The sequence below is a fragment of the Pantoea sp. B_9 genome, assembly GCF_008632015.1.
Taxonomy (GTDB): domain Bacteria; phylum Pseudomonadota; class Gammaproteobacteria; order Enterobacterales; family Enterobacteriaceae; genus Pantoea; species Pantoea dispersa.
Genome location: NZ_VWVL01000003.1, coordinates 117,794 through 138,681 on the forward strand (window position 1 = coordinate 117,794; position 20,888 = coordinate 138,681).

Below are 20,888 nucleotides of genomic sequence, written 5' to 3' on the forward strand. Positions count from 1 at the left end.
GGTGCACGTCGTCGCGCACTTCACGTCCATCGATAACCAGCTACCGTCAGGTCTGGCTGCTGTTGCGTTACCGCGCGACAGAGAGGGCCGAAATTTTCCTCATTTTTCTACAGGCGGAGTACGTAATGGGCGCGAAGGTGTGGTTAGTGGATGATGATGTATCCGTGCGTGAGTCGCTGGGATTTCTGCTGCGAACCGTGGACTACGAGGTCGCCGACTTTGCCGACCTGGCATCGTTCGAAACCGCCGCCGCCGGTCAGCAAGCCGTATGCGGCTGTCTGCTGCTTGATGTGCGACAGCCAGAGAGTAGCGGCCTGAGCTGGCTGGCCCGGCAGGGTGCACGCCATCCGCTGCTGCCGGTGATCATCATGACCGGGCATGACACGCTGGAGGCCTGCCGGCGCTTGTTTGCTCAGGGCGCCTTTGCCTTTTTCACCCGGCCGCTGGAGATTGAATCGCTGCTGGAGACGGTCCGGCTGGCGATGCGTGAGAGTGAGCAGCGCGCCAGCCTCTAATGATGCCGCGCCGTGTTGCCGGAAAGCGCGCGCCGGGAAGCCAGCGCGCACAGCAGCGGCACCGGCAGGGTAAACAGCAGTAACAGCCACAACAGCACATACACCGCATCCACGCCGTCGTTTTGCAGATTGTTGTACAGCTGCGCCGGCATTCCGTGGGGAAACCAGGCGAAAATCATCACAATGCCGAATTCGCCCATCGCCCGCACCCACGCCAGTGCCGTGGCCGACGCCAGGCCCGGTGCGGCCAGGGGCAGCGCCAGCCGCCAGAAGCACGGCCATGGCGCGGCACCCAGCGTTCGGCCCGCTTCAAGGATCTCCGGCGGCACCGCGATAAACGCCGAGCGTGCGCTGGTGACAAAGTAGGGCAGCGCGCCATACCACTGCGCCAGAATAAAGGCGGCGGGATTGTTCACCAGCGTCCAGCCCAGCTTGCTCAGCAGCTGGCCGGGCAAACTGTACGGACCGTACGCGCTGACCAGCAGGATTCCCATCGCCAGCGGCGGCGTCAGCAGCGGGATCATCACCAGCGTTTCAACCAGCCAGCGTATTTTTCCCCGCGCCTGCGACAGCCACCAGGCCAGCGGTAAGCCGGTCAGAAAAATCAGCACCAGCGCGATCGCGCCCAGACTGAGCGACGTGGTAATCGCCGCGCCGTCACCCCACGCCAGCCGCAGATGTTGCCAGTGTGTGACGCCCGTCAGGGTGATAAACGGCACGGCCAGTAGCAGCAGGGCGGGTAGCGACAGCCACAGCGCGCCAGCATGGCGGATTTTCATCGCGTATAAAGCCCATCGCCCTTCGGCGCGGCATAGCCTTGCTGTTTAAACAGCGCCTGTCCTGAAGGACTCAGCATGAAATCTACAAAGGCTTTGCCAGCGGCCGTACCGTGCGGCGCATTCCTGAGCACCGCCGCGTAATAGACCAGTGGCTGGGTGTGCAGCACTTTATCTTTACCCTGGCTGTCTTTGACGCTAAAGCTGACCGTGTTGTACCACTTAGTCGCCATCGCCGGATTGCTGAGGTTGATTTCATCGGGCAGCGCGATGTAAGGCAGATGGGCAGAGATCACTTCGCTTTCATAGCCTGCTGCCGCATCCACCTGACCGCTCTCGAGCCGCGTCAGCAAGCCACCCTCCAGATGGGTTTGCGCGGGATTCTGGTAACCGCCGAGAATGTTGTCAGCGATGCCGGGCTGCCGGTAATATTTCTGCGCCAGTAGCAGGGTAAAAATAATGTTCTGGCCTTTAGGATCGTTTACCGGATCGGTCCGGCCAAATTTCAGTCCCGGCGCTGCCAGCAGCTGAAGCCAGCGGCCATCATTGCCTTTGGCTGCGGCAAACTGCGGCGCAAACGGCCCTTTTGGGTTATAGGCAATCACCATGCTGGTGCTGGCTACCGGTACTGCGTTGTCGATCAGTCCGGCGTCTTTCAGGATCTGCATCGGACCGGGAGTAACAGACACGAACACGTCAGCGGTGATTTTTTTGCTCGCCAGCAGGCGCGCCATACCATAAGCCCCCTGGCCCTGACCTTCATACTTACCGTCATGCTGTTGTGCAAATGCCGGGCCCAGTGCCTGATCCATCACTTTTCCCATCGAACCGGCATACGTCACGCGGATATCCATGGCGGCCTGCGCCGGTAAACTCAATCCGCCGGCGGCAGTCATTAACAGTAGGGTAAGCGTCTTCACGCGGAGATTCCTTTTCGCTATATAAATTAGTAGATAGCGATTATCGGAATTCTCCGTTTTAGCGCAAAGTAATTTCTGTTGCGAAATCCTGCGGTCGCGCGCCAGCGCCGGGTTTTAGTACCATTGCAACGCGCGCTGAGAGAAAAAAATTCATTTACCGATCCGCAAGCTACCGCAAACGCAGGCGGCCAGCCGTCTGCTGGTTAAATAAGCGGCTATAGTTATCCCAGTTGGATTATTTTGCATGCCGCTGGGCTTGCACCTTTTCCTCATTTGCCTGGAGCCCGTTACTACGTCACGAGGTTTAACGTGTTTGCCGATCTTTCCTGGAAAATCATTCATCAGGTCATCAACCAAACCATCGCTGAGATGGTGGATGAACAGCAAACGCTGGACGTGCTGAGCCTGCGCAGGCGCTTAAGGGAAATGGCGGAGAACGAAACCAACGAGGAGATGGTGCTGTGTTACTGGCAGGCCAGCAAAGTGCTGACGCGTTTGCCGCCCACCGTCACCGCCAGCCAGCTGATAGAAGAGGCGCGCCATGCGTTCCGCAGTCCGCCCAGTCACGATTCGCTTTAACGCGAAATGCTTTTCTTTCCCCGTTACGCTTAACAGACTCTAATTGGCTGAAATTTAATCATAATCATGCAATACGCTCTGCTAGACTTCCTGGGTTAACAACGCTGAAAACAGAGGACAGTAATGAAAATCAAAAGTTATGCCGCACACAACGCCGGTGATGCGCTGGTACCGTACGAGTACGAAACCGGTCCGCTGGCGGCGGAAGAAGTGCTGGTTGAGGTCGATTACTGCGGTGTGTGCCATTCTGATTTGTCGATGATTGATAACGAGTGGGGCATTTCCTCTTATCCGGTCATTGCCGGTCACGAAGTGATTGGTCGTATCAGCGCACTCGGCGATGCGGCGCAGGACAAAGGATTGAAGGTGGGTCAGCGCGTGGGTATCGGCTGGACCGCGAAAAGCTGCCAGCACTGTGATGCCTGCATCAATGGCGAGCAGGTCAACTGTGAGAATGGTTCAGTGCCCACCATCATGAACAAAGGCGGTTTCGCCAGCCATCTGCGCGCCGACTGGCAGTGGGTGATTCCGCTGCCGGAATCCATGGACATCACCTCTGCCGGTCCGCTGCTGTGTGGCGGCATTACCGTATTTAAACCGCTGCTGATGCACCATGTAACGGCCACCAGCCGCGTCGGCGTTATCGGTATTGGCGGCCTCGGCCATATGGCGATCAAACTGCTGCGCGCCATGGGTGCTGAAGTTACGGCGTTCAGTTCGAATGCCAGCAAAACCGAATCCATCAAAGCCATGGGCGCCGATCGTGTGGTCAACAGCCGCGATCCGCAGGCGCTGAACGCGCTGGCCGGGCAATTTGATTTGATTATCAGCACTGTAGCTGTCGATCTGGACTGGCAGCCGTACTTCCAGGCGCTGGCTCCGCACGGTAAGTTCCACACCGTGGGCGCGGTGATGAAGCCATTTGAAGTGCCGGCGTTCAGTCTGATTCTGGGCGATCGCGCGGTAACGGGTTCTTCTACCGGTTCACCGGGCCAGCTGCGTAAGCTGATGCGTCTGGCGTCACGCGCCGATGTGGCACCGCAGGTGGAAGAGTTCCCGATGTCAAAAATCAATGAAGCGCTGGATCACGTACGCGCCGGTAAAGCCAATTACCGCGTGGTGCTGAAGGCCGATTTCTGAGTCGGAATCTGAGGCGGATAACACGCTGACATTTGTCAGACAAAACGGCGGATGGGGGATCATCCGCCGTTTTTTACGCCTTATCCCTGCGAATCATCCTTTTCGCCGAGGAAGAAATACCACAGCGGAATCGACATCAGCGCGGTGAACACCGTGGTGTAAAGCGCGATCATAAAGCCCTGCGTCAGATACATGGTCAGCGTCCAGTGGCTGAACGGGATGCCGTATTGATCGATCACGCCGCCGATAATCGCATTGCTCATCACCGTACCGACAATCAGCGCCAGAATAAACAGCCCACGCAGGTAGTAACGCATCTCCTTGCGTTTCACCGTGAAGCGCGCCCGCACGATACCGAGCGGCGACTGCTGCGCGGCGAGAATTTCCGCTTCGCTCATCGGCGCCCGCTGTTGTCTGCGCCAGCGCAGTACATCCACCAGCACGAAGGCCAGCAGGCTGACGCCCATCACCGGCAGGGCATAACCGAGCACCAGCGCCAGCATCAGGCAGACCCCTTTGGCATAGTGCGGCAGCGCCAGCCAGCTTGCGCTCAGGGTTTGCGCCGGGCTGGCCTGATCCAGCGCCGGGCGGCGCAGCCACCACATGCGATAACCCAGCACAATCATGCTGCACAAACCCAGGCCAAACAGTGCCAGCAACAGCTGATTAGGCCAGCCAAACAGCACGCCCATGTGCGCATCGACACCCCAGCGCGTCAGTTTTGCCACCAGCGGGAAGCGATCAAACCAGACGTGATCGACAATCGCGAAGCTGTGCGGATTCACGGACACCGCATCCACCTGGGTGGGCCAGCTGCGATCAATCTCACTCACCGTCCAGGCTTTACCCTCGCTTTTCGGCTGGCGCAGCTCCACTTTAGCCGCGCGGATGCCATCCTGACGCGCCGCCGCCAGCACGCGATCCCAGTCAGCGTCGGCGGCATTTGCCGGCAGTGACTTCGCCGGCTGCGCCGCCGGTTTCGCCATCGACGACATTGGCATGCTGGTCATGTCCATGTCCGGCATACTGCGGTGATCGGCGTGAGGATCCGCCGGCGCGGCGGGCGCATCACCGCTGAGCGCCGTATTTACCTGTGGCGTCAGCCAGTTAAGCTCGGTGCGCATCTTATCGATATTGCTACCTGCCCATTGTGACCAGGTGAGGCCGGTAACGGAGAAGAACAGCAGCCCGAGCAGCAGCGTCAGCCCCAGCGTGATGTGCCAGTGCCGGTTAAAGGCAAACCCCTTTCGCACGGTTTTCAGCCGGCGTTTTGGCCGCGTGCCCAGCCACAGCAGCACGCCGCCGAGCGCGGCCACCCACAGCCAGCTCGCCGCCAGTTCGCTGTAGTTGCGACCAAAGTCACCGAGTAACAGGCTGCTGTGCAGCAGATCGAGCGTGGTGCGCAGCGGCAACACGCCACTGGTGCCGTACACCGTCATGTCGCCGGTTACTTTGAGGCTGTAGGGATCGATAAACACCGCGCGCGACTGCGACGGACCGAGTGTGGCATCGCTGAACTGTACGCGCGTGGTATCGCGCGCGGCAGGCGCGGGTCGAACCGCATAAATGTGCTGATTTTCGCCCGCATAGGCGCGTGCCGCGGCGATCTGCGCCGAGAGCGGTTGCACATTGCCCTGCGGCTGCGCGGTGAGCGCATCGGCGTAGATCAGATTTTCCAGCTGCGGCGTCAGCACATACAGCGTGCCGCTGAGCGCCGCCACGAAGATGAACGGCGCGACAAACAGGCCAATGTAAAAGTGTAAGCGGCGTAGCAGATTAAGCACCGCGCCGCGCGGTGCTGCAGAGTGAACAGCAGACAAAGCCGTCTTCCTTCCGATAAGAGAATGTCAGGGCACAGCGCAGGCGTTGTACCGATTAATGAGATTCAGCAGGAAAGAAAAACCGGTGGCGCGCGCGGACGATGGGTACCGCTGAAGCGGCGCGGCCGGGGTGCCACCAGCGGCGGCAGCGGTGGGGCGCGCGAGATCACCAGCATCAGCCAGATGAACGGGATAAACACCCACATCATCAGCGGAACATGCACCAGCAAATCACAATAGCCGCAGGCAAATTCGCCGTCGTCCATGTTGTGATGCATCATGCCCGGCATCGCCATCTCCATCGGCATATCGTGATGGTGCATTGGCATGGCAGATGAAGGGCTGTGCGACGCCACGGGGTCAATGCGCGTTTGCCGCTCCAGCAGCGTTTTCGACACAATCGGCGCGACGAACAGCAGCAGCACCGCCACAATGGCGACGCAGGCGGTCAGGCGCTGGCGAAAGTGATAGGAAAACGTCATGGCAAATACTGAGTGCTTCAACAAATGAGGCCGAAGTGTAACGCGATTGCCGCACAAGGGTTAATAAAAGTGAGGCTGGGAGCGACAAAATTCGCACCTTTTGAAAAGGGTCACTTAACGTGGTGTGTTTGTTAACTTAATTGCAACCTGATGAGTACATTAGAGAAACACTATTTCTCATTGCTGAAGGATGAGTGAAGTCTGATGGCAAGAACTGTCATTGCTCAGAATTTGTGGTCGCCATTAATGGCGACCCTACAAGGTATTTGCACTATTTGCACAGGGTGCGCATTGATCCGCACCGATATAAACAGGCCACTTGCAGCTTTATTACAAGGCGTCACGTCATTTATTGCGGCCTGTAGGCAGTTGCACGATTTACACATGACGGCGCATTGATACGGACCGTTGTAATCAGGTCACTTTCAACTTAATTGCAAGGCATAACGGCATCGATCGCAATCAGCAAGGAATTACGCGATTTTCGTAGGGTGCGCATTTATGCGCACCGATATAAACGGGCGGCTCGTTGTTTAACTCTTTTCATTTACAGGGAAGCCTCTCAGTATGAGCCGGACCTTAAAATATCGATCGCCCCAGCCGCTCTGTGAGTTTCTCCAGCATGGCGGTGCCGGCCAGCGAGTTACCGGAATGATCCAGCGCCGGTGACCAGACGGCAATACTCATCTCACCGGGAATCACTGCGACAATCCCGCCGCCGACGCCGGATTTAGCCGGCATGCCCACGCGCCAGGCAAACTCACCGGCGCCGTCGTACATGCCGCTGGTCATCATCAGTGCGTTCACCTGCCGCGCCTGGCGTGCAGAGATCACCGCCCACTTATCATCCAGCGTGCGACCGTGATTGGCGAGATAGAGAAACGTGCGCGCCAGTTCGCTGCAGCTCATCGCCAGCGAGCAGTAGTGAAAGTAGGTTTCCATTACTTTACTGACGTCATTATGAAAGTTGCCAAACGACTTCATCAGCCAGGCAATGGCGGCGTTACGCGCCGAGTGCTCATATTCAGAGCGCGCGACCGCACGGTCATACTGAATGTCCGGCTGCTGTGCCAGACGACGCACAAACTCCAGCATGCGCTGGCGCGGCGCGGTGAGCCGGCTTTCCAGCAAATCGCACATCACCAGCGCGCCGGCGTTAATGAATGGATTGCGCGGCTTTCCCTGTTCCAGTTCAAGCTGCACCAGAGAATTGAATGCCTGGCCGGATGGCTCTTTGCCTACGCGCTGCCAGATCTCGGCGTCCTCGTACAGCGTCAGCGCGACGGTAAGCGACAGGACTTTGGAGATGGACTGGATTGAAAAGCGCGTGCCCGCAGCGCCGGCCTGATAGCTGCGTCCATCGGCGGTGGCAATGGCGATGCCCAGTTGATCGGCATCCACGCCGGCCAGCGCCGGGATATAATCTGCCACTTTGCCCTGACGGGTGAGGGGGCGTACGTCCGTGATAATCTCTTCAAGCAATGCATTACTGAGTTCCGACACCTTGTGGCTCCGGGGTGACTAATCCTGGCGCGATCATGGTGATTTGCCGTCGGCGCGTCAATCCACCGCGCAAAATTCTGTGAGCATGCTGCAGCAAGCCTGCACCGCATTGCGGATATTCTGCCCGATTTATTGCGCCCGATCGCAACCCAGCCTGGCGCCTACGTCACATTGCGCGGCCTGAGGTAAAATTATGTTGCGAATGATTGAGTTACCGATCAGGCAATTTTGGTTATGCTAAGCCCAAACTCTTTCCGGCGCTGCCAATGCGCTCAACCGTTGTAATTGAGGATGACGATGTCTGCCTTACCTGATGCCTCCGGGCCTGCCAACGCGATGCGCGCCGGGCGCTTTATGCTGCTGCAAAAACTGCTGCGACGCGATAAAACCCCGCTGGCATTGCTGCTGCTGGCCGCGCTGGTCGGTATCCTCACCGGGCTGGTGGGTGTGGCTTTCGATCGCGCGGTCAATTTTATTCTCCACCTGCGGATCGGCTGGCTGACAGAGCGTGCGGATAACCTGGCCATGGCGTTGCTGAGCGCGTTTTTTATTTCGGCGCTGCTGGGCGGCATCGGCTATTTTCTGGTGCGCCGCTTCGCGCCGGAGGCAGGAGGCTCGGGCATTCCGGAAATCGAGGGCGCGCTGGAAGAGCTGCGCCCGGTGCGCTGGTGGCGCGTGCTGCCGGTTAAATTCATCGGCGGCATGGGCGCGCTGGGCTCTGGCATGGTGCTGGGACGCGAAGGACCCACGGTACAGATTGGCGGCAACATCGGTGGTATGTGCCTCGATCTGTTTCGCGTGCGCGATTCCGAATCGCGTCATACGCTGCTGGCAACCGGTGCCGCGGCGGGGCTTTCGGCGGCGTTCAACGCGCCGCTGGCGGGCATTTTGTTCATTATCGAAGAGATGCGCCCGCAGTTTCGCTATAGCCTGATATCGATAAAAGCGGTGTTTGTTGGCGTGATCATGTCGAGCATTGTCTTTCGCGTGCTCAACGGTAACGAAGCCATCATTAATATCGGTCAGCTGCGTGACGCGCCCACTGAGACGCTGTGGCTCTATCTGGTGCTGGGTGTGCTGTTTGGCGGCTGCGGCGTGGCGTTTAACCGGCTGATTTTTCTCGCACAGGACCAGTTTCAGCGCCTGCATCTCGGACGTACCGGGCGCTGGGTGCTGTTCGGTAGCCTGCTGGCCGGACTGTGCGGCGTGCTGGGTTTACTGCTGCCGCAGGCGGTGAGCGGCGGAACGACGCTGATTCCGGATTTCGCTACCGGACACTATGGCGCGCAGGCGCTGTTTGCTCTCTTCGCGCTGCGTACGCTGGTTACCATTTGCTGCTTCTCTTCAGGCGCGCCGGGCGGCATTTTTGCGCCCATGCTGACGCTGGGCACGCTGCTGGGCACCTGCTTTGGTCAGCTGAGCGCCGACTGGTTCCCGCATTATCAGCTGGAAGCCGCCACCTTTGCCGTCGCCGGGATGGGCGCGCTGTTCGCCGCCTCGGTGCGCGCGCCGCTTACCGGCATCGTGCTGGTGCTGGAGATGACCAATAACTATCAACTGATTCTGCCGATGATCATCACCTGCCTGGGCGCAACGCTGGCGGCGCAGTTCTTTGGTGGCAAACCGCTCTATTCTTCAATCCTGGCGCGCACCCTGGCCAAAGCACAGCTCACTAACCGCGCCAGCGCCCGGACGGAATAGGCGTTTTTCCGGCGGCCATGACAGTAGAAGCCGGTTAATACTATCGGCTTCACTCTCCGTCTTTATCCTGCTGTTAAAACTCAACGGTGGCAGAATCAATCCCGCAGGCTTTGGCGTAACGCGCAATGGTTTCAAAGCTGGCAGAAGTAATATTTTTTTCCATGCGCGAAACCGTGGGCGGTTTTACCCCCATCCGCTCAGCCACTTGTGCACTGGTCAATCCGGCATGCTGCCGCCACGCTTTGAGCAAGGCTTGCATACGGGCTTTTCGTTCCTCTGCTTCCCAGGCTGCGCGGTATTCAGGATCCTGAAGCATTTCTTCATGTAGCTGATTATGGGTTTTATATTTCATTGAGCATCTCCTCCAGACAACGTAACGCTTTTTGAATCTCAGCTTCCGGGGTTTTTTGACTTTTCTAAATGAAAAGCTGCCACATATATCGTGGCGGGCCAGGTCTGCAGGAGTGTATTAACTCAGGGAGATTGAGACGCCCGATGCGATCAAAGCTTCAGGCGCTGGTCTATGAAAGTTTTGATTCGATCGGGTGTGTTGATATCACCTCACGCCCGGCTTTTAACGCATCGGATGCGCTGGCTGAGGCTCCAGAGCATCAGTGCGGCGAGGGCGATGCTGCCGAGCACGGCGAAAGCGACCTGATAAGACCAGGCGGCGGCGATGCTGCCTGTCAGTGCCGGGCTGCATGCCGCGCCCACGCCCTGCATCAGCATGACGAAACTCTGGCCGGCATTGGTGTGTCCGCTGCCGTCAAGCACGCTGACGATGTAACCCGGTACTGCCACGCCCAGCAGCCCGGCGGCCAGGCCATCAAGAATCTGTACCGGTACCATCGCATAGGTGCCATCGAACAGGGAGGCGATGCCGGCACGCACCGGCAGTACCACCAGCGCGAGAGTTATCAGCAGCGGGAAACCGAGGCGGCTGGCGTTTCGGGCGGCGAATAATGCCACGGGAATCATCACGCATTGCGAAATCACCACGGTTGCAGCGGTATAAACACCGGGGCTGAGCTGTCCGCTGTGCGTTGCCGCCGCGCGAATGCCCAGCATCGGCAACAGCGCGGCGTTGCCGAGGTGAAACAGCAGCAGCGTCAGGCCGGTAATCAGCAGCACCGGATTGCGCAGCAGGGCAGAGAAACCAGGAAGCTCTGCGACCTGCTGTCCGGCACCGCCGCGCGCCGCGCGGTCATCGATCGCGTTACGCTGAATGGCGGCCACGGCAAAACATGCGCACAGTGCCATCGCGGTCATCAGGATAAAAACCGCATCGGTGCCCCACAGCCAGACGGCAAACCCGGCAAACAGCGCGGCAGTCATATTGCCGCCATGATTGAACGCCTCGTTTCTACCCATCTGCTGGCTGAACCCCTGAGAGCCGGTCAGGCCGAGGGTGACGCCGGTCAGTAACGGGGCAATAAGCGCGGCCGCGAGACCGGTAACAACCTGCGAGCCAACCACCACTCCACCGTAAGGAAACCACCACAGTATCAGGGTAGCCAGTGTAATGAGCAGTGAGGCCAGAATCAGCAGCCCTTTTTTATGGTGCGTGGCATCGGTTGCCAGACCCGCCGGCAGCGTAGCCAGCAGTCCGGCTAAACCGCCGGCAGTCATCGCCCAGCCAATATCATCCGCTCTCCAGCCATGTTCGGTAAGAAAGATTCCCAGGAAAGGGCCGAGTCCATCCCGCACATCGGCCATGAAAAAATTGACCAGGCACAACGCCTGGAGAGACCGCAAAGCAGCGGGATGCGCTATCGGATTTGCATTCATGTTGTGATGAAGAAAGAGTGGAGGATGGTGACAAGCATAGAGCAGCAATGTGACATCGTAAATTAGCGCAGCGCGATTGGCGCACCGCTCGTACTGCGCTATACATCGCCCGCCGACTCACGGATAATTTGCTGTCTTACGCCCTTACAGAGATAAGCAATGCTGGAAAATCATCCGTCGCGTGACGCCATCAGGCTGGAGAATGTGCTGGCCGCGCTGGGCAATCCGATGCGCATGGCAGTAGTCGCGCTGCTGGCACAGGGGGAGGAGCGCAGCTGCGGTTCGCTGCTGCAAGGCGTATCCAAATCAACCTTAACCCATCACTGGCGGGTACTGCGTGACAGCGGCGTAATCTGGCAAAAACCCTCTGGCCGCGAGAATCTGCTGTCACTGCGGCGCGACGATCTGGACGCGCGCTTTCCTGGTCTGCTTGATGCGCTGCTCAGCGCCGCCGTTGACGATGCCGCCACCCGAAGCGCGCTGCAGGCTTTTCAGCACGCGGAGTAGCGCCCTTTTCGCCGGAGCGGCTGCAATTGCAACAGCCTGGCGACAGCGGCTGCTGCATCCGCAACAGACATTCCTCATCCTCTCGTTCAGTTAGCCCGCAAATCAGGCGTTTAATCTCTGCCAGGAACTGGCACGCTCACTGCATAGCCTCTTATAGCAAAAAGCATTAATGAAGATAATTTTCCGTTAATCCAGCTATAAGAAGTCTCAGGAGAAACCTATGTCACAGGTAAAACCGCTGCAGTTTGCTTACTGGGTGCCTAATGTTTCAGGGGGTTTAGTCATCAGTCAGATCGAGCAGCGCACGCGCTGGGACGCGGAGTACAACCGTGAACTGGCGAAAATCGCTGAACGCGCTGGCTTCGATTATGCCCTGACGCAGATTCGCTTCACCGCCGGCTATGGCGCGGATAATCAGCACGAATCAGTCACCTTCTCTCAGGATCTGCTGAGCCACACCACAAAACTTAAAGTGATTGCCGCGCTGCTGCCGGGGCCGTGGAACCCGACGCTGGCGGCGAAGCAGATCGCTACCATCAGCCATCTGTACGGTCCGCGCATCGCGGTGAACATTGTCAGCGGCTGGTTTCGCGGCGAGTTCAAAGCGATTGGTGAACCCTGGCTCGATCACGAAGAGCGCTATCTGCGTTCGGAAGAGTTTATTCGCTGCCTGCGCGGCATCTGGCGTGAAAGCAGCTTCAGCTTCGCCGGAGATTTTTATCGCTTCCGCGACTACTCGCTCAAGCCTAAACCACTCGATCCGCTACCGGAAATTTTTCAGGGCGGCAGCTCGCGCGCCGCGCGGGACATGGCTTCACGGGTGTCTGACTGGTACTTCACCAACGGCAACACGCCACAGGGCGTACGCCAGCAGGTGGACGATATCCGCGCCAAAGCCGCCGTCAATCAGCACGCCGTTAAAATCGGCCTGAATGGTTTTGTCATCGCCCGCGAGAGCGAACAGGAAGCTCAGGCGGTGCTGCAGGAGATCATCGCCAAAGCCAATCCGGATGCAGTGAAAGGCTTTCAGCATGAGGTGAAAAATGCCGGCAGCGCGTCGCCGGAAGGCGAGGGCAACTGGGCCAAATCCTCCTTCGAGGATCTGGTGCAATACAACGACGGTTTCAAAACCAATCTGATTGGCACGCCGCAGCAAATTGCTGAGCGCATCATGGAGCAGAAACGCGCTGGCGTGGATTTACTGCTGCTGGCGTTTCTGCATTTCCATGAAGAGGTGGAGTTCTTTGGGCGTGAAGTGATCCCACGCGTGCGCGAACTGGAACGACAGGAGGCGCTTAACGCCGTCACGGTCTGAGGTCAGATAGCGCGGTCGCGTCCGGCCAGCAGCGCCATCGCCATTTGCAGCGCGCTTACTGCCAACAGCATCAGCAGCGGGAGCTGCCAGCTGCCGCTGACATCATGCAGCATGCCGAAGCACAGCGGTCCCAGCGCCGCCAGCCCGTAACCCACGCACTGCGCCATGCCGGAGAGTTTCGAGGCCTGGCGATGGTCCCGGGTGCGTAAATTAAACAGTGACAGGCTGATCAGCAGCGAGGCGCCCGCACCGAGGCCTGCCAGAATCAGCCACAATAGCGACCATGCGGGTGCCAGCAGCAGGCCGGTCACCGCGATGAAGATCGACAGCGAGGCCAGCAGCCCGATCAGACGCTGATCGCGCAGCTGCTTCAGCGCCCGCATACAGGCCAGATTGGAGGCGATCGCCACAATTTGATAGACGAACAACATGCCGCCCGCCTGCAGCTGACTGATGCCATTATCCTGTGCGAACGGGGTAAACCAGCCAATCAGGGTATAAAACAGTAACGACTGGCTGGCCATGAACAGCGAAACCTGCCAGCCGATCGCGGAACGCCACGGCGAACGCGTTACGGTGACCTCTGTCGCGCGCTGCTCATGCGTCGCGGGATTTTTCAGCTGCGGCAGCCATGCCAGCAGCGCGATCAGCGCCGGAATCAGCCAGACCGCCAGCGACAAACGCCAGCCGGCGCTGCTGAGTTCGGCCAGCGGCACGGCCACGCCGGAAGCGATGCTGGCGGTGATGCCCATGGTCATGGCATACAGCCCGATATAACGCGCGGTATGCGCGGTGTAATCCCGCTTAATCAGCGGCGGCAGCAGGACGTTGGCCGCCGCGATCCCGCTGCTGAGAATCAGCGTACCCAGCCACAGTGCCGTTTCGCTGCCGCTGATTCGCAGCAGTGAACCCAGGACGATCAGCAGTAACGCCCCCCACAGACTGCGCTCCAGGCCAAAGCGATTGCCAAACCAGGCGGCTGGCGGAGCCAGCGTGGCGAACATCAGCAGCGGTAAAAAGTTAATCACACCGGCAGCGCTGGCGCTCAGGCCAAATGTCAGGCGAATATTTTCCAGTACCGGCCCGGTGGCGGTGATGGGCGTGCGTAAGTTGGCGGCGGTGAGTAACAGTAGCAGCAGGAAAAAGCCGGAACGACGCAGGGCAGAATCAGCAGATAAAGCGGTATGGGACATGTTTGCGCACCATAGAAATGAGGCAGAAAGTCTCTGCATATGGTGCGTTGATTGACGTTAACGCGTACGCAGCAGCCTGGACCGCTGAACCGCTGGCTATACTAACCAGCTGTTAAATCGATGTAAAGCAGACCGACCCGGCCGCCATGCAGGGTAACCTCCTTGCCGCTTTGCTTGTCTGACGGTGACAGCACGCATCTGTGACCTGGCTGGTATTTACGCTGCCGGTGCGTTTTTTTGCCGGGGACTTGCGCCTTTCGCTATCCACGTCCACCTTTATACTCTCACTCTTCGCAAATGGACCAATGATGCTCTGGTTATGGAATGCGCTTATCCTGCTGGCTACCGTGATACTGATGGAGATCGTCGCGGCGCTGTCGCATAAATACATTATGCATGGCTGGGGATGGGGCTGGCATTTGTCGCATCATGAACCACATGAGAGCAAATTTGAGCTCAACGACCTCTATGCCGTGGTGTTTGCGCTGCTGTCGATTGGCCTGATTTGGCTCGGTGTCAACGGTGTCTGGCCGCTGCAGTGGATTGGCGCTGGCATGACAACCTATGGCGCGCTCTATTTTATGGTGCATGACGGCCTGGTCCATCAGCGCTGGCCGTTTCGCTATATTCCACGCAAAGGCTATCTGAAGCGATTGTATATGGCGCACCGCATGCATCATGCCGTGCGGGGACGGGAAGGCTGCGTTTCCTTTGGCTTTCTTTACGCCCCGCCGCTGCACAAGCTGCAGGCGACGCTGCGCCAGCGCCATGGGCGTCGTGTCAACGCGGACGCTGCCACAGACCGGCAGGACGCGCCTGGGGATGAGCAAGGCGCGAAGTAAGCGCGACGCCGGCACCTTTCACCAGCAGCGCCAGCTTTTCGCCTTTACTGGTGCGCTGGCGCGTATCCCATGCCCGGGCACCGGCATGCTGCACCTTCACGCCAATTTCACGGTAAACGCCGCGCGCGGTGGCGATCGCCCACGCCGAACGGAGCGGCAGTCCGGGCAGCCCGCTGCGCGCTGACTGATAGTACGGCTCGGCCTCGCGCACCAGACGCGCTGCCAGCGGGGCCAGCGCTGCGCGATGTTGCGGATCGGCAAGCTGGGCGGTGCTCAGTCCGGCCTCATCCAGCCAGCTTTGTGGCAGATAGCAACGGCCATTCTCCGCGTCCTCAACGATATCCCGTGCGATATTGGTCAGCTGAAACGCCAGACCCAAATCACAGGCGTGATCGAGTACGCGCTCATCACGCACGCCCATCACGCGCGCCATCATTAACCCCACCACGCCGGCCACGTGATAGCAGTAACGCAGCGTGTCCCCGAAACACGCGTAACGTTCTTCACGCGCATCCATCGCAAACCCTTCCAGATGATCAAACGCCAGCTGCTGGGGAAGCTGATGCGTCAGCGCCACTTCCTGAAAGGCACGAAACGCCGGTTCATCCATGTGGGCACCGCTATAGGCGCGGCGGGTTTCGATTTGCAGGTGGCGCATCCGCGCCTGTGCATCCGCCACCGCGTGCTGCGTGCCGCCTTCGCCCAGCGTCTGACCATCTATCACATCGTCACAGTGACGACACCAGGCGTACAGCATCAGCGTACTGCGGCGCGTTGGAGGATCAAACAGCCGGGTAGCGCTGGCGAAACTTTTGGAGCCCTGCGCCATGGTTTGCGTGACCTGCTCAATCAGCGGCGGTTGGTTCATCCGGTCAGATCCTCCACCATCAGCTGGGCGGTCGCTTTCGCGGAGCCGATCACGCCTGGCACACCGGCACCGGGATGCGTGCCAGCCCCCACCAGATAAAGGTTAGCAATGTCGGCATCGCGGTTATGCGGCCGGAACCAGGCGCTTTGCGTCAAAATGGGTTCGAGCGAAAACGCTGAGCCCTGATGCGCGTGCAGCGTGTCGCGAAAATCAAACGGCGTAAACATACGGTGTGTCACTAACTGCTGTCGCAGACCCGGCATATAGTGCTCCTCAAGATAAGCAAAAATGCGATCGCGCAAGCGCGGTCCTTCCTGTTGCCAGTCAATTGCGGCGGTGCCGAGATGCGGCACCGGTGCCAGCACGTAAAAACTGCCGCAGCCCGCCGGTGCCAGCGACGGATCGCTGGAGCAGGGCGCGTGCAGATACAGCGAGAAATCTTCCGCCAGCTGGCTGCTATTGAAGATCTCATCGATCAATTCACGATAGCGCGGACCAAAGCACACGGTGTGGTGCGCCAGCTGCGGGTGGGCATGATTAAGACCAAAATAGAGTACAAACAGCGAGTTGCTCATCCGCTTGCGCTTCAGCGTTGCCGCGCGTTTACGCGCCGCAGGATGCCGGCTTAACAGGCGATCGTAGGTGTGCACCACGTCAGCATTTGACGCAACGGCGGCGGCGGCAAAACGGCGCCCATCCTTCAGCTGGACACCGCTGATGCGGTTACCCTCGGTCTCCAGCTGGCTGACTTCGGCGTTGAGCAGCAGTTCACCGCCCAAATCGCGAAACAGCCGCGCCATGCCATCAACCAGCGCACCGGTACCGCCGCGCGGAAACCACACGCCCCATTCGCGCTCCAGTGCGTGAATTAAGGTATAGATCGAAGACGTTGCAAAAGGATTACCGCCGACCAGCAACGAGTGAAAGGAAAAAGCCTGGCGCAGATGATCGTCCTGAATAAATTTCGCTACCATGCTGTAGACACTGCGCCAGGCCTGCAGCCGACCTAACTGTGGCCCGGCACGCAGCATGTCGCGGAAATACAGAAAAGGCACGGTGCCCAGTTTCAGATAGCCCTCACGAAACACATCCTGTGAATAGGCCAGAAACTGGCGGTAACCGGCGACATCCTGCGGGTTAAAAGTAGCAATCTGCTGCTCCAGCTGCGCCTGATTGTTGTCGTAGTCCAGCTGCCTGCCGTCTTCCCAGCACAGGCGATAAAACGGCGTCACCGGCATCAGGTCGACATAATCACTGAGTTGCTTGCCTGCCAGCGTAAACAGCGCCTCGATAGCGCTGGGATCGGTAATCACCGTCGGACCGGCATCAAAGGTAAAACCCTGATCCTGATAAACATAGGCGCGCCCGCCAGGCTTATCGCGCTGTTCCAGCAGCGTGACCGGCACGCCGGCCGCTTGCAGACGAATCGCCAGCGCCAGGCCACCGAAGCCTGCGCCAATCACATAGGTGCGTTTCATTATTTCTTCCCTGGTAACGGAGAGGTCATCATCAATGCGCGCAGCGCTTCGCCGAGAGGGACCGGCGGTTTGCCGCACAGAATGCGTGCTTTATCGCCGAAGCGCAGTTGCCCGGCGTAAAAGCGGCTAATCAATCCGGCGTCAAGCCGGTAAAAACGCTGCATCACGCGCCAGCGCTGTTCAGGCCGTCCGGCAAGAAACAGCATGCGATTCAACAGACGGAAAAAGCGCTGCTCGCGCCAGTGCTGACGGGCAAAGGATTCGATGCAGTGGCTCAGCGTATGGGCATCGGCGGGCAGCGTGCTGGCAATCTTCTCCGCCAGCGCCACTGCGGCGGGCAGCGAGTAACCGGTGGTGGCGTGAAACAGTCCGGCGCGCAGCCCGCTGCATGGTTGTCCGTGCTGTTGTTGCCAGAACTGATCGATATCGCCGCTGAGCGTGATCGGCAGCGAGCCGTGCTCCTCGCGCAGCAGCTGGCGCAGATTCCAGCCGCGCTGGTGGGCATAATCCGTAATATGCCGGCGCGCCTGTGCGGCATCCAGCGTGGCATGGTTGATGTAGTGGGTATCTTCAATCAGTAAACGGCTGGCGCTGAGCGGCAGGGTGTAAACAAAGCGATAACCCTGCTGCTGATCGACGCTGGCGTCCATTAATATTGGCTGCTGCAGGCCATGCGGCGCGGCCAGCTGCCACTCCTGACCGACAAATGCCTGATAGCCGAGCTGCAGATGCGGTGTCGGCTGCAGCCCGCGTCCGTCAATCACCGCCTGCGCCTGTAACATCCCGCCATCCGCCAGTCTGACCCCGGTGGGTGAGACGTCGCTGACCGTCGCTGCGGTGCGTAGCGCGGCACCGAGCACCTGCTGCAAGTGCCGGGCAAAATCCTCCGAGGCAATGGAGCAATATTCACCATCCAGCTGGCGACGCAGGGTGGGGAAGCGTACCTGATAACCGGGCCAGCGTGCCGAAAGCAGCGGCTCGAGCCAGCGGAACTGCGCTTCGCTGACGTCGTCGCGATGGAACGACCAGGTATGATTGCCGGCCGGCTGCGCCTGGCTCTCCAGCAGCAGAATTTTAAGTGCGGGCTGCAGCTGGCGTAAACGCAGCGCAATCAGCCCGTTGGCCAGGCCGGCACCGACCAGAATGACATCGTAAGGTGCGCGCATCAGGTGGCCTCCGCCAGCACGATGCGCTGCTGACACAGCGCCTGCTCGACAATATCCGCCGCGCGCGTACAGCCACCGGCCCGCTGCAGCTGCGCCTGAATGGCTGACATGCGCAGACGATAGCGATCGTCACTCAGCAACTGTTGCAGGTGTTGCTCCAGCTGCGCGACGCGGCTGAAACGTGAGGCGCGCCGGCCGACGCCATGCCACTCAATACGTGCCGCCACGCCCGGCTGATCGAAGGCGATCGGCAGCGCCAGCATCGGCGTGCCGCATTCCAGTGCTTCCAGCGCACTGTTCAGACCGGCGTGAGTGATAAACAGTTGCGCATGCTGCAGCGCCGCCCGCTGATCCACAAAATCGGTTACCCACGCAGCCCCGGCCAGTCTGAGCTGCTGTGCCTGGCTGGCGGTCAACCCGCCACAGTGTGCCACCACCAGCGACAGCTGCTGATTGCGGCAGGCCTGAGCCAGATGCAGAAACAGGCGAAAACGATGCCCCTGTAGCGTGCCCAGCGAGGCATACACCACCGGCTGGCGCAGCGCTGGCCAGGGAGCGGCGAGCGCGCCGCTAGCGGCTAGAGTCCGCAGCGGACCCACGCTGTGATAGCAGGCTGGCAGTTGCTGACGTGGAAAATCAAAAGCGGGCACCAGCTGACTGATTTGCGCCAGCGGCGACAGACACTGATGTAAGCCATGGCGTTCGGGCAGGCCGAAGGCGCGCGCATGACGAGCGATGACAGCGCCATGACGACGCATGATGCGGTCGTAGATGTCACTGCTGGCCTGATAGCGCTGCAGCGCTTTCTCATCCTGAGCAAAGCGAAAGGGCATCACCGCCAGCGGAATGGCCGCTTCGCGATTGACCGGCAGCGCGCAGGCCACCGACACGAACGGCAGCTGTAACGCCTCTGCCACCAGACCACCCGCCGCTTCCATTTGATCGGCAATCACGCCATCGACCTGCAGCCGTTGCAGCACCGCGGGCAGTTCGCGGCATAGCATATCGGTGGTGCTGGCCAGATCGTGAATCACGCGAAACAGCGACAGCCCGCCCGGTGCGGCCAGCCGCCTGAGTTCGCTGGAGAGCGATCCGGCAGGATGCGTGCGCTCGCCGACGGCCACAAAGGCAATGCGCTCGTCGCTCAGCAAGGTGCGTGCATCACTTTGCTGGATAAAGGTGATGCGATGTCCGCGCGCCAGCAGCGTTTGCGCCAGCGCCTGCAATGCGTGAAAGTGGCTGTAGAGCGGTGGCGCAATAACGGCAAAATGCCCCATAGGTATGACCGGCTTCAGTTAAACATCGCCAGCTGTTGATTAAACAGGGCGTGCATATATTGACGGGTGGCGACACCGCGATGGCAGGCGCAGGCAAGGTGTGCATCGGCGCTGCTTAGATGGTCGCGCAGACGACGTTCAGCCCCTTCCGGGCCCAGCATCTGCACCAGAGTGGATTTGCCCTGATCCTGATGACAGTCCTTGCCGGTGTGTTTAGAGCCATCGGCCAGGTCGTCCAGTAACTGGAATGCCTGACCTAAATCCTGCGCAAAATAGCTTAAACGCTGACGCACCTGCACTGACGCATCGGCCGCAATCGCCGCCATCTGCAGCGTGGCGCGAAACAGGACGCTGGTTTTCAGTTCATTGGTCAGGGTAATGGCTTCCGGACTGCGGCTGTGTGCGCCGTCATGCAGATCCTGGAATTGACCCTGAACCAGTCCCTGCAGGCCCACGGCAGAGGAGAGCTCGGCGATGGCTTCGGCTTTGTGCGTTGCCGGCAGACCCGGCGCGAGGGCAATCACCTCAAAGGCGCGGCTGAGTAGCGCGACCGCCGCCAGGATCGCCACGTTTTCCCCATATTCACAATGGATTGCCGGGCGTCCACGTCGCATCCGGGCGTTATCCATTGACGGAATGTCGTCAAGAATCAGTGAGGCGGCGTGCACCATTTCGACCGCACAGGCAAGATCAAGGATACCCTGCTGCGCCACGTCACAGCCCATATCGCGTGCTGCCAGCAGCAGCAAGAGCGGACGAATACGTTTGCCCGGTGCCAGCGTGCCGGCACGCATGGCGGCCCGAACGCGATCGGCCTGCTGCCCGGCAGGCAATAAATGTTCAAGATGAGCCTGCAATGCGTGATGCAACTGAAGGAGATCGCTTTCCTGGCTTGCTGTGGTATCGACATGGGCGGTCATAGCGGCTTTCCATGGTTAGTTAAATTCTTGTGCTTTTTCAATTAACCGTAGACCCGGTAAGGGGAGTGCGCCAGCGAGCGAAGCGACTTTAACGCACC

Annotated in this window: 20 protein-coding genes; 7 read left to right on the forward strand and 13 right to left on the reverse strand. The window is 59.5% G+C overall.

What is annotated here, in order from left to right; genetic code table 11:
- Window positions 1–125 precede the first annotated feature (125 nt).
- Window positions 126–515, forward strand: coding sequence for a response regulator transcription factor (locus F3I21_RS10760; protein ID WP_088517427.1), 390 nt, complete (start codon window positions 126–128; stop codon window positions 513–515).
- On the opposite strand, the gene F3I21_RS10765 is transcribed toward F3I21_RS10760, so the two are convergent.
- Window positions 512–1,294, reverse strand: a complete 783-nt coding sequence (locus F3I21_RS10765; RefSeq protein WP_150058867.1) for a molybdenum ABC transporter permease — start codon at window positions 1,292–1,294, stop codon at window positions 512–514. The genes F3I21_RS10760 and F3I21_RS10765 overlap by 4 nt on opposite strands.
- A complete protein-coding gene (locus F3I21_RS10770; protein ID WP_150059103.1) occupies window positions 1,291–2,187 on the reverse strand; it encodes an extracellular solute-binding protein in 897 nt (298 codons plus the stop codon). The genes F3I21_RS10765 and F3I21_RS10770 overlap by 4 nt, the downstream gene beginning before the upstream one ends.
- Before the next feature lie 333 nt (window positions 2,188–2,520).
- Between F3I21_RS10770 and F3I21_RS10775 the strand changes: the two genes are divergently transcribed.
- Entirely contained in the window at window positions 2,521–2,790 is a 270-nt protein-coding gene (locus F3I21_RS10775) for a hypothetical protein (protein ID WP_010616678.1), read from the forward strand.
- 123 nt (window positions 2,791–2,913) lie between these two features.
- The gene (locus tag F3I21_RS10780; RefSeq protein WP_021508873.1) at window positions 2,914–3,930 is read left to right on the forward strand and encodes an NAD(P)-dependent alcohol dehydrogenase; all 1,017 of its coding nucleotides are present in this window, start codon (window positions 2,914–2,916) and stop codon (window positions 3,928–3,930) included.
- Window positions 3,931–4,010: 80 nt separating this feature from the next.
- Here the strand turns inward: F3I21_RS10780 and F3I21_RS10785 are convergent, their stop codons facing one another.
- The 3 genes from F3I21_RS10785 to glsB form a co-directional block, all read right to left on the reverse strand.
- Complete coding sequence (locus tag F3I21_RS10785) at window positions 4,011–5,750, reverse strand: DUF2534 family protein (protein WP_150058868.1); 1,740 nt, start codon at window positions 5,748–5,750, stop codon at window positions 4,011–4,013.
- A gap of 65 nt (window positions 5,751–5,815) precedes the next feature.
- Entirely contained in the window at window positions 5,816–6,232 is a 417-nt protein-coding gene (locus F3I21_RS10790; protein ID WP_021508875.1) for a DUF2946 domain-containing protein, read from the reverse strand.
- A 579-nt stretch (window positions 6,233–6,811) separates the two neighbouring features.
- Window positions 6,812–7,735 carry a glutaminase B gene (gene glsB, locus F3I21_RS10795; RefSeq protein WP_150058869.1) on the reverse strand — a complete coding sequence of 308 codons (924 nt, stop codon included), beginning with the start codon at window positions 7,733–7,735 and terminating at the stop codon, window positions 6,812–6,814.
- A gap of 336 nt (window positions 7,736–8,071) precedes the next feature.
- Between glsB and clcA the strand changes: the two genes are divergently transcribed.
- Window positions 8,072–9,436, forward strand: a complete 1,365-nt coding sequence (clcA, locus tag F3I21_RS10800; protein WP_223815683.1) for a H(+)/Cl(-) exchange transporter ClcA — start codon at window positions 8,072–8,074, stop codon at window positions 9,434–9,436.
- 73 nt (window positions 9,437–9,509) lie between these two features.
- On the opposite strand, the gene F3I21_RS10805 is transcribed toward clcA, so the two are convergent.
- Entirely contained in the window at window positions 9,510–9,788 is a 279-nt protein-coding gene (locus tag F3I21_RS10805; protein WP_150058871.1) for a helix-turn-helix transcriptional regulator, read from the reverse strand.
- A 209-nt stretch (window positions 9,789–9,997) separates the two neighbouring features.
- On the reverse strand, window positions 9,998–11,224 hold the full coding sequence (locus F3I21_RS10810) for an MFS transporter (RefSeq protein WP_150058872.1): 1,227 nt from the start codon (window positions 11,222–11,224) through the stop codon (window positions 9,998–10,000).
- 159 nt (window positions 11,225–11,383) lie between these two features.
- On the opposite strand from F3I21_RS10810, the gene F3I21_RS23525 reads away from it, so the two are divergent.
- Both F3I21_RS23525 and sfnG read left to right on the forward strand, forming a co-directional pair.
- A complete protein-coding gene (locus F3I21_RS23525; RefSeq protein ID WP_104093428.1) occupies window positions 11,384–11,731 on the forward strand; it encodes a helix-turn-helix transcriptional regulator in 348 nt (115 codons plus the stop codon).
- A gap of 220 nt (window positions 11,732–11,951) precedes the next feature.
- Window positions 11,952–13,046 carry a dimethylsulfone monooxygenase SfnG gene (gene sfnG / locus F3I21_RS10820; RefSeq protein ID WP_150058873.1) on the forward strand — a complete coding sequence of 365 codons (1,095 nt, stop codon included), beginning with the start codon at window positions 11,952–11,954 and terminating at the stop codon, window positions 13,044–13,046.
- Between the two features lie 2 nt (window positions 13,047–13,048).
- On the opposite strand, the gene F3I21_RS10825 is transcribed toward sfnG, so the two are convergent.
- Entirely contained in the window at window positions 13,049–14,239 is a 1,191-nt protein-coding gene (locus F3I21_RS10825; RefSeq protein ID WP_150058874.1) for an MFS transporter, read from the reverse strand.
- A 308-nt stretch (window positions 14,240–14,547) separates the two neighbouring features.
- On the opposite strand from F3I21_RS10825, the gene F3I21_RS10830 reads away from it, so the two are divergent.
- Window positions 14,548–15,081, forward strand: coding sequence for a sterol desaturase family protein (locus F3I21_RS10830; protein WP_022547228.1), 534 nt, complete (start codon window positions 14,548–14,550; stop codon window positions 15,079–15,081).
- On the opposite strand, the gene crtB is transcribed toward F3I21_RS10830, so the two are convergent.
- From crtB to F3I21_RS10855, 5 genes are read right to left on the reverse strand one after another with little or no spacing between them, the layout of a single operon-like run.
- Complete coding sequence (crtB, locus tag F3I21_RS10835; protein ID WP_150058875.1) at window positions 15,020–15,949, reverse strand: 15-cis-phytoene synthase CrtB; 930 nt, start codon at window positions 15,947–15,949, stop codon at window positions 15,020–15,022. The two genes, F3I21_RS10830 and crtB, sit on opposite strands and share 62 nt — an antisense overlap.
- A complete protein-coding gene (locus tag F3I21_RS10840; RefSeq protein ID WP_150058876.1) occupies window positions 15,946–17,427 on the reverse strand; it encodes a phytoene desaturase in 1,482 nt (493 codons plus the stop codon). Before F3I21_RS10840 ends, crtB begins: the two co-directional genes overlap by 4 nt.
- Entirely contained in the window at window positions 17,427–18,593 is a 1,167-nt protein-coding gene (gene crtY / locus F3I21_RS10845; protein ID WP_150058877.1) for a lycopene beta-cyclase CrtY, read from the reverse strand. The genes F3I21_RS10840 and crtY overlap by 1 nt, the downstream gene beginning before the upstream one ends.
- Complete coding sequence (locus F3I21_RS10850; RefSeq protein WP_150058878.1) at window positions 18,593–19,870, reverse strand: glycosyltransferase; 1,278 nt, start codon at window positions 19,868–19,870, stop codon at window positions 18,593–18,595. Before F3I21_RS10850 ends, crtY begins: the two co-directional genes overlap by 1 nt.
- Before the next feature lie 14 nt (window positions 19,871–19,884).
- On the reverse strand, window positions 19,885–20,790 hold the full coding sequence (locus F3I21_RS10855) for a polyprenyl synthetase family protein (protein WP_022547229.1): 906 nt from the start codon (window positions 20,788–20,790) through the stop codon (window positions 19,885–19,887).
- Between the last annotated feature and the right edge of the window lie 98 nt (window positions 20,791–20,888).